At 40.2% G+C, this 16,733-nt stretch carries 13 protein-coding genes and 2 tRNA genes; 11 read left to right on the forward strand and 4 right to left on the reverse strand.

Annotated features, from left to right (window positions below; all coding sequences use genetic code 11):
- Positions 1-2: 2 nt before the first annotated feature.
- Together CBE70_RS13410 and CBE70_RS13415 are read left to right on the forward strand one after the other, a co-directional pair.
- Positions 3-79, forward strand: a tRNA-Asp gene (locus CBE70_RS13410).
- A gap of 7 nt (positions 80-86) precedes the next feature.
- Positions 87-162, forward strand: a tRNA-Trp gene (locus tag CBE70_RS13415).
- Positions 163-413: 251 nt separating this feature from the next.
- On the opposite strand, the gene hdfR is transcribed toward CBE70_RS13415, so the two are convergent.
- Positions 414-1,235 (reverse strand): HTH-type transcriptional regulator HdfR, encoded by an 822-nt coding sequence (gene hdfR / locus CBE70_RS13420; protein ID WP_100159736.1) that lies wholly within the window; start codon positions 1,233-1,235, stop codon positions 414-416.
- Between the two features lie 115 nt (positions 1,236-1,350).
- Between hdfR and CBE70_RS13425 the strand changes: the two genes are divergently transcribed.
- On the forward strand, positions 1,351-1,689 hold the full coding sequence (locus CBE70_RS13425; protein WP_036939631.1) for a DUF413 domain-containing protein: 339 nt from the start codon (positions 1,351-1,353) through the stop codon (positions 1,687-1,689).
- A 46-nt stretch (positions 1,690-1,735) separates the two neighbouring features.
- Here CBE70_RS13425 and CBE70_RS13430 read toward each other — a convergent pair whose 3' ends face one another.
- Entirely contained in the window at positions 1,736-3,268 is a 1,533-nt protein-coding gene (locus tag CBE70_RS13430; RefSeq protein WP_100159737.1) for a YifB family Mg chelatase-like AAA ATPase, read from the reverse strand.
- A 451-nt stretch (positions 3,269-3,719) separates the two neighbouring features.
- Between CBE70_RS13430 and ilvL the strand changes: the two genes are divergently transcribed.
- The 6 genes from ilvL to ilvA all read left to right on the forward strand — a co-directional run bounded on the left by ilvL (position 3,720) and on the right by ilvA (position 10,310).
- Complete coding sequence (ilvL, locus tag CBE70_RS13435) at positions 3,720-3,821, forward strand: ilv operon leader peptide (protein ID WP_072064625.1); 102 nt, start codon at positions 3,720-3,722, stop codon at positions 3,819-3,821.
- Positions 3,822-3,951: 130 nt separating this feature from the next.
- Complete coding sequence (gene ilvG / locus CBE70_RS13440) at positions 3,952-5,601, forward strand: acetolactate synthase 2 catalytic subunit (protein ID WP_100159738.1); 1,650 nt, start codon at positions 3,952-3,954, stop codon at positions 5,599-5,601.
- Positions 5,598-5,873 carry an acetolactate synthase 2 small subunit gene (gene ilvM, locus CBE70_RS13445; RefSeq protein ID WP_023583660.1) on the forward strand — a complete coding sequence of 92 codons (276 nt, stop codon included), beginning with the start codon at positions 5,598-5,600 and terminating at the stop codon, positions 5,871-5,873. Before ilvG ends, ilvM begins: the two co-directional genes overlap by 4 nt.
- A gap of 10 nt (positions 5,874-5,883) precedes the next feature.
- Positions 5,884-6,810, forward strand: a complete 927-nt coding sequence (gene ilvE / locus CBE70_RS13450) for a branched-chain-amino-acid transaminase (protein ID WP_069369927.1) — start codon at positions 5,884-5,886, stop codon at positions 6,808-6,810.
- A gap of 72 nt (positions 6,811-6,882) precedes the next feature.
- Positions 6,883-8,733, forward strand: a complete 1,851-nt coding sequence (gene ilvD / locus CBE70_RS13455) for a dihydroxy-acid dehydratase (protein ID WP_100159739.1) — start codon at positions 6,883-6,885, stop codon at positions 8,731-8,733.
- Positions 8,734-8,735: 2 nt separating this feature from the next.
- A complete protein-coding gene (ilvA, locus tag CBE70_RS13460) occupies positions 8,736-10,310 on the forward strand; it encodes a threonine ammonia-lyase, biosynthetic (RefSeq protein WP_100159740.1) in 1,575 nt (524 codons plus the stop codon).
- Here the strand turns inward: ilvA and ilvY are convergent.
- Positions 10,296-11,183 carry an HTH-type transcriptional activator IlvY gene (gene ilvY, locus CBE70_RS13465; RefSeq protein ID WP_100159741.1) on the reverse strand — a complete coding sequence of 296 codons (888 nt, stop codon included), beginning with the start codon at positions 11,181-11,183 and terminating at the stop codon, positions 10,296-10,298. The two genes, ilvA and ilvY, sit on opposite strands and share 15 nt — an antisense overlap.
- 170 nt (positions 11,184-11,353) lie before the next feature.
- On the opposite strand from ilvY, the gene ilvC reads away from it, so the two are divergent.
- Positions 11,354-12,829 (forward strand): ketol-acid reductoisomerase, encoded by a 1,476-nt coding sequence (gene ilvC / locus CBE70_RS13470; protein WP_100159742.1) that lies wholly within the window; start codon positions 11,354-11,356, stop codon positions 12,827-12,829.
- A 292-nt stretch (positions 12,830-13,121) separates the two neighbouring features.
- Positions 13,122-15,146, forward strand: coding sequence for a DNA helicase Rep (rep, locus tag CBE70_RS13475; RefSeq protein WP_100159743.1), 2,025 nt, complete (start codon positions 13,122-13,124; stop codon positions 15,144-15,146).
- A 78-nt stretch (positions 15,147-15,224) separates the two neighbouring features.
- Here the strand turns inward: rep and gppA are convergent, their stop codons facing one another.
- A complete protein-coding gene (gene gppA / locus CBE70_RS13480; RefSeq protein ID WP_100159744.1) occupies positions 15,225-16,733 on the reverse strand; it encodes a guanosine-5'-triphosphate,3'-diphosphate diphosphatase in 1,509 nt (502 codons plus the stop codon).

The raw sequence follows: 16,733 nt of genomic DNA on the forward strand, positions 1-16,733 counted from the left end.
GCGGAGCGGTAGTTCAGTTGGTTAGAATACCTGCCTGTCACGCAGGGGGTCGCGGGTTCGAGTCCCGTCCGTTCCGCCAACTATTTAGGGGCGTAGTTCAATTGGTAGAGCACCGGTCTCCAAAACCGGGTGTTGGGAGTTCGAGCCTCTCCGCCCCTGCCAGTTACCAATTAAGTAATAACAAAATTTATACTTCTTTGTAGCCCAGTTAATTAACTGGGCTTTTTGTTGTTATCTGTATATTCTTAATATTTATTGCACTAAGTTCCCATCAACTAACCTACCAATGTGCTTCTTTTACTAATACCTATCAGTAATATCCTCTGCTATATGTAATGAAAATTCTAGAGATAAAGCTTAAACCCAAGAGTGAATCGTTAATATTATGAATAACTATAGTGTGGATTTAAGCTTTATTGATGATTTATCGGCTGTTGTAATAGCTGTTGTATCAATACTTGTTGATCACTCGTATTTAACCAAACTGCAAATAAAGGTTTTTGAATAATTTCTGTTGAGGCAGGAGCTAGATCTGAATAGAGATCGAGCCAATGTGTAGGTAGAAATGCGGCTGCATGCGTTGTTTTCATTAACTGATAAGCAATCATTGCAGAGTTAGTGGTTAAAATAGGATCAATTTTTTGCACCGTACCATTAGGAAGAAAAGGCTGAAAATCAGCGCTCCATTCAATTTTGATAAATTGTGCTATTTCTTCTGTTTTATTTGATGCTATTTTCATCAACTGAAAAGTAATATCACCAATAATTTTACTTTCTAATTCATCCATCTTTGGTGCTTCAGTCGTAAAAAGAAGATCGAGCTCTCTTGCATGAAGTTGTTTTACAAGAGATTGCCTTGTAGAGACTCTAGATTCGATTCTAAGCTCTTTTCTTTCTAGATAAGATTCCTGTAACCAAGATGTTAGATATGCTTCCCAGAGTGATGCTGTAGCGCCAATTGATAGTTCTGAATGTTGAGAAGCATGACTAATCTCTTTTTTAGCGAGAAGCCATGTGTTCATTAACGATTCAGCATAGGGGATCAGTCTTTCACCTGCGACAGTTAGACGAATATTGTTACGGTGGCGGGTAAACAGATTTGTGCCTAATTGTGTTTCCAATTGTCGTATTCTAAAACTAACCGCAGACTGCGTTAAATAAAGAGATTCAGCGGCTCGTCCAAAGTGTCTAGTCTTACTGACCTCCAAAAAGGTTTTCAGTAATTCGGTATCCACATCTATCTCCAAAAAAATTTGTCGTTACGATTTAAATATTTTGTTTTACAGAACCGCATGACTATCTAATACTCCGCGCCATAAGTATGACGATAGAGAATTAGGAGTGTGTCAGATGGCAGAAAGTTTTATCACGACTAATCGTTTTTTTGACAATAAACATTATCCGCGTGGTTTTTCTCGTCATGGCGATTTCACTATCAAGGAATCCCAGATATTGGAACGTCATGGTCAAGCTTTCAATGAGCTTGATTTAGGTAAACGAGAACCTACAACTGAAGCGGAAAAATTATTTGTTGCCATGTGTCGTGGCGAACGAGAAGCAGCAACGGTCGAAGAAAAAATTTGGAAGAAATACACTAGTCGTATTAGTCGTCCAAAACGTTTTCATACATTATCGGGTGGAAAGCCGCAGCTCGATCCATCTGATGACTATACCGACTCTGATGATTAATATCATTAGTTTTAGTTAAAAGGAGCGTTTTTTCGCTCCTTTTTATTTATCCATCTAATTGCTTTTGTAAATAGATCATTAATCTATCCATTGCACGAAAGCTTAATGCTTCAATTAAATGATTTCTCTGTATTTTCTCTTCATCTGCAAGATCTGCAATAGTCCTCGATACTCTTAAAATTTTATGCCAAGCGCGTATTGATAATCCTAATTTATTAAGCGTATCTTCAAGAAACGTTGCATCGCTGGTATTCAATGAGCAATAGCATTCAATCTCTTTTCCGGTTAAATAAGTATTCACTTTTCCACATCGTGCAAATTGTCTTTCTCTTGCCTTTAGAACTCGTTCTCTAATTGTCGTACTATTTTCTGTAGTAAATGTAGGGTGAATAAGCGCGCCTTGAGGAAGAAGTGGCATTTCGACAGATAAATCAAACCTATCTAAAAAAGGTCCAGAAACCTTGCTTAAATAGCGCAGGATTTGCTTTATTGGTACTCTATTGTGATTACCTTGATAATGCCCTGTTGGGCTTGGATTTAATGCACCGACCAGTAATACATTGGCTGGGTAGCTTATTTTGGCTTTTGCGCGTGAAATAGTAATTTCTCTAGCATCTAGAGGTTCACGCAATGCATCGAGTACACGACGCTCAAATTCTGGCAGTTCATCCAGAAATAAAATACCATGATGTGCTAATGTAATTTCTCCAGGTTTAGGAAGAGAACCACCTCCCGTTAAAGCAACAGCAGAGGAGGTATGATGTGGAGCTCTAAACGGTCTTGTAGGCCACTTTCTTTCATCAAATGTCACTCCTCTTAAGTTACTAATGATTAATACATCAAGTGCTTCTTTAGCCGTTAAAGGTGGAAGAAGCGTACTTATCCTTTGTGCTAACATTGTTTTCCCTGTTCCTGGTGGTCCAAGGAATAAAATGTTGTGATTTCCTGCTGCTGTGATTTCCACTGCCCTTTTTGCATTATTTTGACCAATTATATCGCTCATATCTTTATTATCTTGATTTTCAATTTCATCATTAATAATAAAATTTTCTGTTTCAATTAATGGCGTATTATTTTCTAGATGATGGCAAATCTCTAAAAGATGAGAGGCTAATAAAGCCGATTTATTGGGTAATAATGAAACTTCAGTTTGATGTTCTGTTGATACAATACATATTCGATGATCTTTTGAAGCACTAAGAATTGATGGAATAATCGCATTAACTCGTTGTAATTTTCCAGAAAGTGCAAGCTCTCCAATAAATTCATAACACTCTAATTTATTTGATGTTAATTGTTCTGAGGCAATGAGTATTGCCAGTGCAATAGGTAAATCATAACGCGCACCTTCTTTGGGTAAATCAGCGGGTGAAAGATTAATCGTTATTCTTTTTGCAGGATAAGTATATCCGCTATTAATTAATGCACTTCTTACTCTATCTTTTGCTTCTTTTACGACAGTTTCAGGTAATCCAACTAATGTTAATCCGGGTAATCCCTGACTAATATGAGCCTCGATAGTAATAAGCGGAGCTGATATTCCTAAAGAGGCACGCGTATATATTATTGCTAATGCCATTTTTTATTCTCCATTATTTTTTTCTTTTTAAATTATTTTTTCTTTTGTGTTAAATGAAGAGTTAAATAAATGTGAGATATCTCGAAAATAAATCAAGTAATTGAAATATAATGATTATTTTTTTTAATGATTAATTTAATAAATTAATATAATTATAATGAAAAATATCATTAGTTTTTAACTAGAAATAATAAAATACAATAGTAGAAAAAACAAAATAACGCGTTCTTTATTGGTATTAATAACTAAAAAATAAATATTTTATAGATGAATGCACTGCTACGTGTTTGTGATATAAAAAAACATATTAAATTCATCATGTTAGAATTATTTTTAAAATAAACATTGTCAATTCTAAAATATCATGATAACTCTAAAAGGACAGAGTGAAAGAAAACACAACACAACATTACAAACATACATTTTAAATAAGAAAAGAAGTTATAAAACTATGAATACTATTGTCCTAGTGATTAGCCTAATTATTATCAGCGTGGTGGTGATTATTAACCCACCGTGCGGGGCTGCACTAGGACGAAGAAAGGCTAACTAAACTAGCCGGATCTCTTAAAAACCCCCGCACCGAAAGGCGCGGGGGTTTTTTTTGAGCCTGAGTTTGAAAAAGAGATTGAATAGAAAATAAATTCAAATTAAACAATAAGTTAATGTGGCAGGGTGAAAGAATGAATGGAGCACAGTGGTTAGTACAGGCATTACGAAAACATCAAGTCGAAACAGTCTTTGGCTATCCTGGCGGTGCGATAATGCCTGTTTACGATGCCCTTTATGATGGCGGTGTTGAACATGTTTTATGTCGCCATGAACAAGGTGCTGCAATTGCTGCTATTGGTTTTGCTCGCTCTACTGGTACGACAGGTGTTTGTATCGCGACATCAGGCCCAGGCGCTACTAATGTTATCACTGGACTTGCTGATGCATTGTTAGATTCTGTGCCTGTTGTTGCTATCACTGGGCAAGTTGCTTCCAATTTAATTGGTACTGATGCATTCCAAGAGATTGACGTTTTAGGTCTTTCATTAGCGTGTACGAAACACAGTTTTTTAGTTTCGACCGTTGATGAATTACCAAGAGTACTATCCGAGGCATTCTCTATTGCATCTCAAGGTCGCCCTGGGCCTGTTTTAATTGATATTCCTAAAGATGTTCAATTGGCTGATGCTTCTCATTTGTCTAGTTATGAATTACCAGAAGAGCAAGAATTTCCTTATCCAACACAGGAGCTAATTCAAGCTAAGCAGATGTTAGCGAAGGCGCAAAAACCAATTTTGTATGTAGGTGGTGGTGTTGCCATGAGTAATGCAGTGGAAACGTTAAGAAAATTTGTGAAGCAAACAGAAATGCCCGTTGTTTCCACTTTAAAGGGATTAGGTTGTGCAGATGCATTAGATGCCAACTATTTAGGCATGTTAGGTATGCATGGCACTAAAGCGGCAAATTATGCCGTTCAGCGTAGTGATTTATTAATCGCTGTTGGTGCTCGTTTTGATGATCGCGTAACGGGGCGATTAAATACTTTTGCACCGAATGCCAAGGTTATCCATATCGATATCGACCATGCAGAATTAAATAAATTGAAACAGGCGCATGTCGCGTTATTAGGTGATGCGAAAGTGTTATTACCTGCTTTAGCTCAACCATTATCTATCGCTGCTTGGCAACAAGAAGTACAAGAGTTAAAAGCAGAACACGCGTGGCGTTATGATCATCCAGGCTCTGCAATTTATGCACCATTATTATTAAAACAATTATCAGATGCGAAACCTGAAAACACGGTTGTGACAACAGATGTAGGTCAACATCAAATGTGGTCGGCACAACATATGACATTTGATGCACCTGAAAACTTTATCACCTCAAGTGGTTTAGGCACCATGGGATTTGGTATCCCTGCCGCTGTGGGTGCGCAAATTGCTAGACCTGATGCTTGTGTTATCTGCGTGTCTGGTGATGGCTCTTTTATGATGAATGTGCAGGAATTGGGCACGATTAAGCGTAAGCAATTACCTATCAAATTGGTGCTATTAGATAACCAACGTCTTGGTATGGTTCGTCAATGGCAAGAGTTGTTTTTTGAACAACGTTACAGCGAAACAATTTTAACAGATAACCCAGATTTTGTTGCTTTAGCAAAAGCTTTTGATATCCCAGGGCAACGTATCACAGAAAAAGCACAGGTTGCTGATGCAATAAAATGTTTATTAGAGAGCGATGGCCCTTACTTATTACAGGTATCTATCGATGACGCTGAAAATGTCTGGCCTTTAGTTCCGCCGGGCGCAAGTAATGATGAGATGATGGAGAAATCAAAATGAACCAACACAATATCACAATTGAAGCCCGTTTTTGTCCAGAGATCTTAGAACGTATCCTGAGAGTTATTCGTCATCGTGGTTTTCATATATGCTCAATGAATATGAATATCACAGAGAGCAACAATATTAATTTAAGCCTGACAGTGAGTAGTCAGCGACCATTAGAACTTCTGTGCAGCCAGTTAACAAAATTAGCTGATGTTGCAGGTATTCAAGTATCACATCAACAGAAAGAAAAATTACGATTCATGAATGCACTAAGTGCCATGTAAGGATAAAAGAATGACAAAGCAAGCTGATTATATTTGGTTTAACGGTGAAATGGTTCCTTGGGCTGAGGCAAAGGTTCATGTTATGTCTCATGCATTGCATTATGGAACCTCTGTGTTTGAAGGTGTGCGTTGTTATGATTCTCATAAAGGCCCTGTGGTCTTTCGCCATCGTGAACACATGCAACGTTTACATGATTCAGCAAAAATTTATCGTATGCCTGTTGAGCAAAGCGTTGATGAGTTAATGGAAGCTTGTCGTGAAACCTTACGTAAAAACAAATTAGTCAGTGCTTATATTCGTCCATTAGTTTTTATTGGTGATGTTGGTATGGGTGTTAATCCGCCAGCAGGTTATAAAACAGATGTGATCATTGCTGCATTCCCATGGGGAGCCTATCTCGGTGAAGAAGCTTTAGATAAAGGTATTGATGCAATGGTTTCTTCTTGGCATCGTGCTGCACCAAATACAATTCCAACCGCAGCAAAAGCTGGCGGTAACTATTTATCTTCACTATTAGTGGGAAGCGAAGCTCGCCGTCATGGTTATCAAGAAGGAATTGCATTAGATGTTCATGGTTACTTATCCGAAGGTGCAGGTGAAAACCTGTTTGAAGTAAAAGACGGTGTTATTTTTACGCCTCCATTTACTTCATCAGCACTGCCTGGGATCACGCGTGATGCCATCATCAAATTAGCAAAAGATCTCGGTTATGAAGTGCGTGAACAAGTACTTTCTCGTGAATCACTTTACCTTGCAGATGAAGTCTTTATGTCAGGTACAGCCGCAGAGATAACACCAGTACGTAGTGTTGATGGCATTCAAGTAGGTATCGGACGTTGTGGCCCTGTGACCAAAGCCATTCAAAAAGCATTCTTTGGTCTGTTTACAGGTGAGACAGAAGATAAATACGGCTGGTTAGATCCAATCAATTCATAAACATAATCAAATAAATTTGTTTAGCGGGTAGCTCGTTCCCTACTCGCTTTCTTTATCGCAGGAGTGTGAAAAATGCCTAAATACCGTTCAGCGACAACGACACATGGTCGTAATATGGCTGGAGCCCGTGCCTTATGGCGCGCAACGGGAATGACTGATGCTGATTTTGGTAAACCCATTATCGCTGTTGTGAACTCATTTACGCAATTTGTACCGGGTCATGTGCATCTGCGGGATTTAGGAAAACTAGTTGCTGAGCAAATTGAAGCCGCTGGTGGTGTCGCTAAAGAATTTAATACCATTGCAGTTGATGACGGTATCGCAATGGGGCACGGTGGCATGCTTTATTCTTTGCCATCGCGTGAACTTATCGCAGACTCTGTTGAATATATGGTTAATGCGCACTGTGCTGATGCGATGGTGTGTATCTCAAACTGCGACAAGATCACCCCAGGAATGTTAATGGCGTCTTTACGCTTAAATATCCCTGTTATTTTTGTTTCGGGTGGCCCTATGGAAGCGGGTAAAACGAAGCTTTCAAATCAACTGATCAAACTAGATCTGGTTGATGCCATGATCCAAGGGGCGAATCCAAATGTCAGCGATGCTGATAGTGAGCAAATTGAACGATCTGCTTGTCCGACTTGCGGATCGTGTTCGGGTATGTTTACCGCAAACTCCATGAACTGCTTAACAGAAGCATTGGGATTATCTCAACCAGGAAATGGCTCATTATTGGCGACTCATGCTGATCGTAAAACGCTGTTTATCAACGCGGGCAAGCGCATTGTTGAACTTACTAAGCGTTATTATGAGCAAAATGATGAAACTGCATTACCCCGCAATATCGCAAAAAAAGAAGCCTTTGAAAATGCGATGATCTTAGATATTGCAATGGGTGGCTCAACAAATACGGTTCTGCATTTATTAGCTGCTGCGCAAGAAGGTGAGGTTGACTTCACCATGGAAGATATCGACAGACTTTCTCGCCAAGTACCTCATTTATGTAAAGTGGCACCAAGTACACAAAAATATCATATGGAAGATGTTCACCGTGCAGGTGGGGTCATGGGTATTTTAGGTGAATTAGATCGAGCCGGATTACTTAACCGTAATGTGGATAATATCTTAGGGCTAAGCTTGCCAGAAACATTAGCGCAATATGACGTGATGTTAACGCAAGATGAACAAGTAAAATCGATGTTCCAAGCAGGCCCCGCGGGTATTCGTACAACGAAGGCATTCTCTCAAAATTGTCGTTGGCCAACCTTAGATATCGATCGTGAAAATGGATGTATCCGTAGTAAAGAACATGCTTATAGCCAAGATGGTGGATTAGCAGTGCTATCCGGTAACTTAGCACAAGATGGCTGTATTGTTAAAACCGCGGGTGTTGATGAAGATAACCTCATCTTTAGCGGCCCTGCCAAAGTGTATGAAAGCCAAGATGATGCAGTAGAGGCTATCTTAGGTGGAAAAGTAGTGGCTGGCGATGTGGTGATTATTCGTTACGAAGGGCCTAAAGGTGGGCCGGGTATGCAAGAGATGCTGTATCCAACCTCTTATTTAAAATCAATGGGATTAGGTAAAGCTTGCGCACTTATCACTGATGGACGATTCTCAGGAGGAACATCTGGCCTATCTATCGGGCATGTTTCACCTGAAGCCGCAAATGGTGGGGTAATTGGTTTAGTGGAAGAAGGCGATATTGTTGATATCAATATCCCAACCCGTGAAATCACACTGAAAGTTGATGATAAAACATTATCTGCACGTCGTGATGCACAAAATGCTCGTGGTGATAAAGCGTGGACACCACAAAATAGACAGCGCCAAGTTTCGTTTGCCTTACGTGCTTACGCCTCTTTAGCCACTAGTGCTGATAAAGGTGCGGTGCGTGATAAATCTAAATTAGGGGGCTAAGAATGGCGGCCTTTAGACCTTTAAGTTCAGCACCAAGTAGCGCTGAATATTTAAAAGCGGCGCTGAGCGCACCTGTTTATGAAGCCGCAATAGTCACTCCACTCCAAGAGATGACAAAAATCTCTGAACGTTTAGAGAATACTATTTTAGTTAAGCGTGAAGACCGACAACCTGTTCATAGCTTTAAATTACGTGGTGCTTACACCATGATTGCCGGATTGACTCCTGAGCAAAAAGAGAAAGGTGTTGTGACGGCATCTGCGGGCAACCATGCTCAAGGCGTTGCGTTGTCAGCGAATCGAATGGGTGTGAAGGCATTAATTGTGATGCCAGTGGCAACGGCGGATATCAAAGTCGATGCTGTTCGCCAATTTGGTGGAGAAGCATTGCTTTATGGTGCCAACTTTGATGAAGCAAAAGCGAAAGCTATCGCACTATCTGAAGAGATGGGATACACCTTTGTTCCGCCTTTTGATCACCCAGCCGTAATTGCAGGACAAGCAACACTGGCAATGGAACTCTTACAACAAGATGTTCATCTTGATCGTATCTTCGTACCCGTAGGTGGCGGAGGTTTAATTGCTGGTGTGGCTGTATTAATCAAACAGCTTATGCCAGAAATTAAGGTTATCGGCGTTGAAGCAGAAGATGCCGCATGTTTAAAAGCAGCATTAGAGGCAGGACACCCTGTTGAACTAGCTCGAGTCGGTTTATTTGCAGAAGGTGTCGCCGTTAAGCGTATTGGTGATGAAACTTTTCGTTTATGCCAGAAGTATGTCGATGATGTGATTACTGTTGATAGTGATGAAATTTGCGCTGCGGTAAAAGATTTATTTGAAGATGTGCGTGCGATAGCAGAGCCTTCAGGCGCATTGGCATTAGCAGGGCTTAAAAAATATGTAGAAGAGCACCAAATCAAAGGTGAGCGTCTAGCGCATGTACTTTCTGGTGCAAATGTGAATTTTCATGGGCTACGTTATGTTTCTGAACGCTGTGAACTAGGTGAAAAACGCGAAGCATTATTAGCGGTGACTATCCCAGAACAAAAGGGCAGTTTTTTACGTTTCTGCCAAATCTTAGGTCAACGTGTTGTTACTGAATTTAATTATCGTTATAGCGATGCTGATCCTGAAAATGCACGTATTTTTGTCGGTGTACGTTTAAGTCAAGGACTCACAGAGCGTAAAGAAATTTTGCGTGAGCTTACGACAGCGGGTTATCAAGTTGCTGATCTTTCTGACGATGAAATGGCAAAGCTTCATGTACGCTATATGGTTGGCGGTCGTCCTCATAAACCACTTAAAGAGCGTCTATTTAGTTTTGAGTTCCCTGAGTCGCCGGGCGCTTTAATGAAGTTTTTAAAAACATTAGGCACTTATTGGAATATCACACTATTCCATTATCGCAGTCATGGTACTGATTATGGACGTGTGCTGGTGGCATTTGAATTGCCCGAAACGCAAGGGCGTTTCGAGCGACATTTAGATGCATTAGGCTATGAATATCATGATGAGACAGGAAATCCTTCTTTTCAGCTATTTCTGTCACCACAAACGACAAGCTTAGTCGTGGAGTAATCGCCAAAAAGCACTGATCACAGGCTCTTGAAGGCGTTTGTGTGATACGCAAACGCCTAATTCGAAAGGTTCTACCATTGAAATATTATCCAATGAAGAGATGCGATTACGCACAGGCTCAGGGCAGTTATCAACGACAACTTGCGGAATAAGTGCAATACCACAGCCTAACGCAACCATTGAGACAATCGCTTCATGCCCTGAAACAGTCGCATAAATTAAGGGATTATGGATACGGTGGCGTTTAAACCATAATGCAATTCGTTGTCGCGATGGGCCATGTTCAGGAATGATAAAAGGAATATTGAGCCAATCGGGTTTCTCTTGTGTTGCAAGATGACGAACATTACAAGGCAGAGCGGGTGCAATCAGTACTAATGGAATTTCGCCTATTTTTTCAAAACAGATATTTTCAGGAAGCTTTTCAGGTTTTCCTGCAATACCTAAATCGGCCTCATCAGATTGCACTTTATCGACTGCATCGGCTGCATCTCCAGTAGTGAGTTTTATTTCAACTAGTGGGTTTTCTGCACGAAAACGGTCAAGAATAGGCGGCAAATGGCTGTAAGCCGCTGTTACAGAACAAAATAGGCGCAGTTCACCAGAAAGGCTTGGGCTATTTTGATTTAACGTGTGCTTAAGTTGCTTATATTGCAATAAGGTTTGTTGAGCATAGCCTTTTAACTGCTCGCCAGCATCAGTGAGGGTCACTTGTCTGTTATCACGTAAAAACAGAGGATGACCTAAGCTTTCTTCAAGGCGCTGAATTTGGCGAGAGAGCGTAGAAGGGCTGACGTGCATTGCCTGTGCTGTCTTGGTGAAGTGGCAACTTTCAGCTAAATGCAGGAAGAGTTTGAGATCACGAATATCCATTATCAGCCACCCATTGTTATAAAAAAGTACGTTGCATTTTTTGCAACACTATCTTGTAAATATATCAATTTAAGCAATGGCTTTCATCCCATATAGTAAAGTCATGCAACACCTCACGGAGAGTGAGGATAATAACAGCAAACACATACACAACGATTTTGGAGTCTTCTATGGCAAATTATTTTAATACATTGAATCTGCGTCAGCAGTTGTCGCAATTAGGTAAATGTCGCTTTATGTCACGCGAAGAATTTGCTGATGAAGCAAATTACCTGAAAGGCAAAAAAGTCGTTATCGTTGGTTGTGGCGCTCAAGGCCTTAACCAAGGTTTAAATATGCGTGATTCAGGTTTAAATATCGCGTATGCCTTACGCCAAGAAGCGATTAATGAGAAGCGTGCATCATGGCGTCGTGCAACCGAAAACGGTTTTGAGGTTGGAACCTATGAAGCGTTGATCCCTCAAGCAGATTTAGTTGTTAACTTAACGCCAGACAAACAGCATTCCGCTGTTGTTCAAGCCGTTCAACCGCTGATGAAATCAGGTGCAGCATTAGGCTATTCTCATGGTTTTAATATCGTTGAAGTTGGCGAAAAAATTCGTGATGACATCACTGTTGTTATGGTTGCACCAAAATGTCCGGGTACAGAAGTTCGTGAAGAATATAAGCGTGGTTTTGGTGTTCCAACTCTGATTGCTGTTCACCCTGAAAATGATGCGAAAGGTGAAGGTATGGCCATTGCGAAAGCATGGGCTGCAGCAACCGGTGGTCATCGTGCCGGTGTTTTAGAGTCCTCTTTTGTTGCTGAAGTAAAATCTGACTTAATGGGTGAGCAAACTATTCTGTGCGGTATGTTACAAGCAGGCTCTCTGTTATGTTACGACAAAATGGTTGCTGATGGTGTTGAGCCGGGCTATGCAGGTAAGTTGCTTCAATTTGGTTGGGAAACAATTACCGAAGCACTGAAGCAAGGTGGTATCACCTTGATGATGGACCGATTATCTAATCCTGCAAAAATGCGAGCCTATGCATTATCAGAGCAATTGAAAGAGATCATGGCTCCACTGTTTGCGAAACATATGGATGATATCATTTCAGGTAAATTCTCTGAAACTATGATGGCAGATTGGGCAAATGATGATAAAAACTTGCTGACATGGCGTGAAGAGACTGGAGCAAGCGCATTTGAAAATTATCCTGAATATGAGGGTAAAATCAGTGAGCAAGAGTACTTTGATCACGGTGTATTAATGGTTGCAATGGTTAAAGCGGGTGTTGAATTAGCCTTTGATACCATGATTGAAGCAGGGATCTTTGCAGAGTCAGCTTATTATGAATCACTGCATGAGTTGCCATTAATCGCGAATACTATCGCTCGTAAGCGTTTATATGAAATGAATGTGGTTATCTCTGATACCGCGGAATATGGTAACTATTTGTTCTCATTCGCGGTTGTTCCTATGCTGAAAGAGTTTATGACAACATTACAATCTGGCGATTTAGCAAAGAAAGTTCAAGATAATGGAACAGACAATGCACAATTACGTGATATCAATGAAGCAATTCGTCAGCACCCAATTGAAGCCGTAGGTAAAACGTTGCGTGGGTACATGACGGATATGAAGAAGATTGCCGTCGGTAACTAATTTTTAGTCGCTCTTTACGCGATAAGTGCGTTGGCTACACTCGGTTACCCAAGTCACATACTCATGTATGCTCCTTGGGATAACCTCCTTTGCCGCCTTCTTCTCCCGCAAATAGCTTAGAAAAATAAGCGTAAAATTCAATCTTATTAAAAACCGTATTTCTTAATGAAATACGGTTTTTTGTTTTTATCCCTTTAAGGAAAATTGAAAGAGGGAATGACTCAAGAGTTTGATTGGTTTCTGCTACAATTATCCCCCGTTATGTTCTTGGTTAATGAAGTTTGGAAAAAGTATGCGATTAAATCCCGGTCAACAAAAAGCAGTGGAATATGTATCAGGTCCTTGTTTGGTCTTAGCAGGTGCCGGCTCGGGTAAAACACGGGTGATCACCAATAAAATTGCATATCTTATTCGTCAATGCCAATACCCAGCAAAGCAAATTGCGGCGGTTACGTTTACCAATAAAGCTGCGCGTGAAATGAAAGAGCGTGTCGCTCAAACCTTAGGTCGCCAAGAAGCGAAAGGATTAATGATCTCAACATTCCATACATTGGGATTAGAAATTATTAAACGCGAATATAAAGCGCTAGGTATTAAAGCTAAATTTTCATTGTTTGATGATCAAGACCAATCTGCATTACTCAAAGAATTAACGGCTGATTTATTAGAAGAAGATAAAGATTTACTTTCTCAGTTAAAGAGCCAAATCTCTAACTGGAAAAATGACATGCTCACGCCAGAGCAAGCAATAGGAATGGCGAGATCGCAGCAAGATCATACGTTTGCTGAATGCTTTCGGCGTTATGAGCAACATCTGCGTAGTTGTAATGTGCTCGACTTTGATGATTTAATTAGCCGACCCACCATGTTATTGCGCACAAATGAAGAAGTGAGAGAGCGCTGGCAAAGACGTATTCGCTATTTGCTGGTGGATGAATATCAAGATACTAATACAAGCCAATATGAATTGGTCAAATGGTTGGTTGGTGAAAGAGCTCGCTTTACGGTTGTAGGTGATGACGACCAATCAATTTATTCATGGCGAGGTGCTCGCCCCCAAAATTTAGTGCTATTACAAAAAGACTTTCCACAACTTAATGTGATTAAGCTTGAGCAAAACTATCGCTCTTCTGGACGTATTCTAAAATCAGCGAATATCTTGATTGAAAATAATCCCCATGTTTTTGAAAAACGGTTATTTTCAGAATTAGGTTATGGTGATCAACTGCGGGTTTTAACGGCTAATAATGAAGAGCATGAAGCTGAGCGTGTAGCTGGCGAATTAATAGCTCATCACTTTATTAATAAAACTAATTATAAGGATTATGCAATCCTTTATCGCGGTAACCATCAATCTCGTATTTTTGAAAAATACTTGATGCAAAATCGTATTCCTTATCGTATTTCAGGTGAAACCTCTTTTTTCTCACGAGAAGAGATAAAAGATATTCTTGCCTATTTACGAGTCATTACTAATCCTGATGATGATGCGGCATTTTTACGTGTTGTGAACAAGCCTCGTCGTGAAATCGGGCCTATGACAATTCAAAAGTTAGGTGAGTGGGCTAAAGTTCGAGATAAAAGTTTATACAATGCCTGTTTTGATTTGGGATTAAGCCAAACATTAACAGGTCGAGGTTTGAATTCATTACAAGCATTCTCACAATGGATGTCGCGTATAGTACAAAAATCAGAACGAGAGCCGCTGTTAGCTGTACGTGATTTATTGCATGAAATGGATTATGAAAGTTGGTTATATGAAACCTCAAGTAGCGCGAAAGCTGCGGAAATGAGGATGAAAAATATTAATCAGCTATTTTTATGGATGAGTGAAATGCTTGAAGGTGATGAATTACATGAGCCTATGACGCTTTCTCAAGTGGTTAACCGTTTTACTTTGCGCGATATGATGGAGCGAGGAGAAACAGAAGAAGAGTTAGATCAAGTTCAGCTAATGACATTGCATGCCTCTAAAGGTCTTGAGTTTCCTCATGTATTTTTAGTGGGAATGGAAGAGGGTATATTGCCACACCAAAGCAGTATTGATGAAGATAATGTAGAAGAAGAAAGACGTCTTGCTTATGTGGGTATTACCCGAGCACAAAAAACACTCACATTTACGTTATGTAAGGAAAGACGTCAATATGGTGAATTAATCAAACCTGATCCAAGCCGTTTTCTTTATGAATTACCTCAAGATGATTTGAATTGGGATACCAATAAAAAGAAAGTATTAAGTGCTGAGGAAAAACAAGAAAAAGGGCAAAAAGGTGTTGCAGGATTAAGAGCTATGTTGGCAAGGCACAAACCTGAATAGCATAGAGTGTGGTCGATAAAATTAACCCCTTGGCATATTGATGTCCAAGGGGTTTTTATTTTTGTATAAGTAAAAAGGTTAACTTATACGAGAGCTATTTTGTTCTTCAATCATTAAAGACCAATGAACATAACTCTGAAGTTGGATCTCTTCTTGGAGATTTTCAGCACGTAATGGATGCTCATTAAGCCATTGATATGGCAGTGTAATAATGAGTTTCTCATCTTCAGTGCGTAATCGTAATGCAGGAAGCGTATCATCACGGCGGCGGCTAGCAAAAATAATGGCTAATCGCAGTAAACGCACCAGTCGATTGGCTTGAGTTATCGGTAGGGCGTTTTGATGATTAAGGGGCGCAAGATCGATGATCCCTGTTTGGTTTTTTAGCAAAGAAGCTAATAAACGTCGTTGCGCGGGTGTGTATCCTGGTAAATCAAGATGAGAAATCAGATAGCTTGCATGTGAAGGTGCTTGGCGGAAATCGACACTTAGGCCAATCTCATGTAATGCACTAGCACTATAAAGCAACTCGCGGCAACGATTATCTAACTGCCAACTCTTGCTGACTTGGATAAAAAAGTGTTCTGCAAGTTGTTGAACTCGGTGTGCTTGCTCAATATCAATCTGAAACCGGCGCTGGACATTACGAAGAGTACGTTGACGGATGTCTTGCTCAATAGGAAGATGCAACATTCCATAGACTAAGCCTTCTCGTAATGCACCACCTGCTAAGATCATATTGTCGATATGCAGTGTTTCAAATATGGCGATTAAGATAGCAAGCCCACTCGGAAACACTAAGGCTCGTTCAAAAGTAAGCCCCTCAATTTCCAATTCTTCCAGTTTTCCACATTCAATAGCTTTGTGTTTGAGCCGCTCAAGCTTAGGTAAGGTGATTAATTCATCCATACCTTGAGCAATCATGATCTCTTGCAATGCTTGTACAGTACCAGAAGCGCCCACACACACTTGCCAGCCTTGCTCAATTAATTTATCCGCTACTGGAGCGAGTATCATTTTGGCTGCGTCTTGTGCTTTAGCAAAATTTTCTTGAGTTAAAGAGCGATCAGTAAAATAGCGCTCTAACCAAGTTACACAGCCCATACTTAAGCTCATTAATTGTGTCGTTTTAGCACCAGTACCTGTAACCAGCTCTGTGCTGCCACCACCAATATCGACAACTAAACGTTGCTCTGCACCACCAGTGGTATGTGCAACGCCACGATAGATAAGGCGTGCTTCTTCCTCACCACTAATAACATGAACAGTATTGCCCAATATTTCAGACGCTTTTGCGACAAAAATATCTGCATTTTTAGCAATACGTAATGTGGCTGTTGCTACGACTCTGATTTGTTCAGTCGGAATATCACGTAGATATTCAGAAAAAAGTCGTAAACATTGCCAACCGCGTTCCATTGCCTGCTCTGACAATTCATTTTCACTGTTTAGGCCAGCAGCGAGTCGAACTTTACGTTTCACGCGGGAAAGGACTTGTATAGAGCCCGCGATTTCTCGAACGACTAACATATGAAAACTGTTAGAACCTAAATCAATAGCAGCATAAAGTGATGAGGATTTCAGCAT

The sequence above is a fragment of the Proteus columbae genome (assembly GCF_002777965.1).
GTDB lineage: Bacteria > Pseudomonadota > Gammaproteobacteria > Enterobacterales > Enterobacteriaceae > Proteus > Proteus columbae.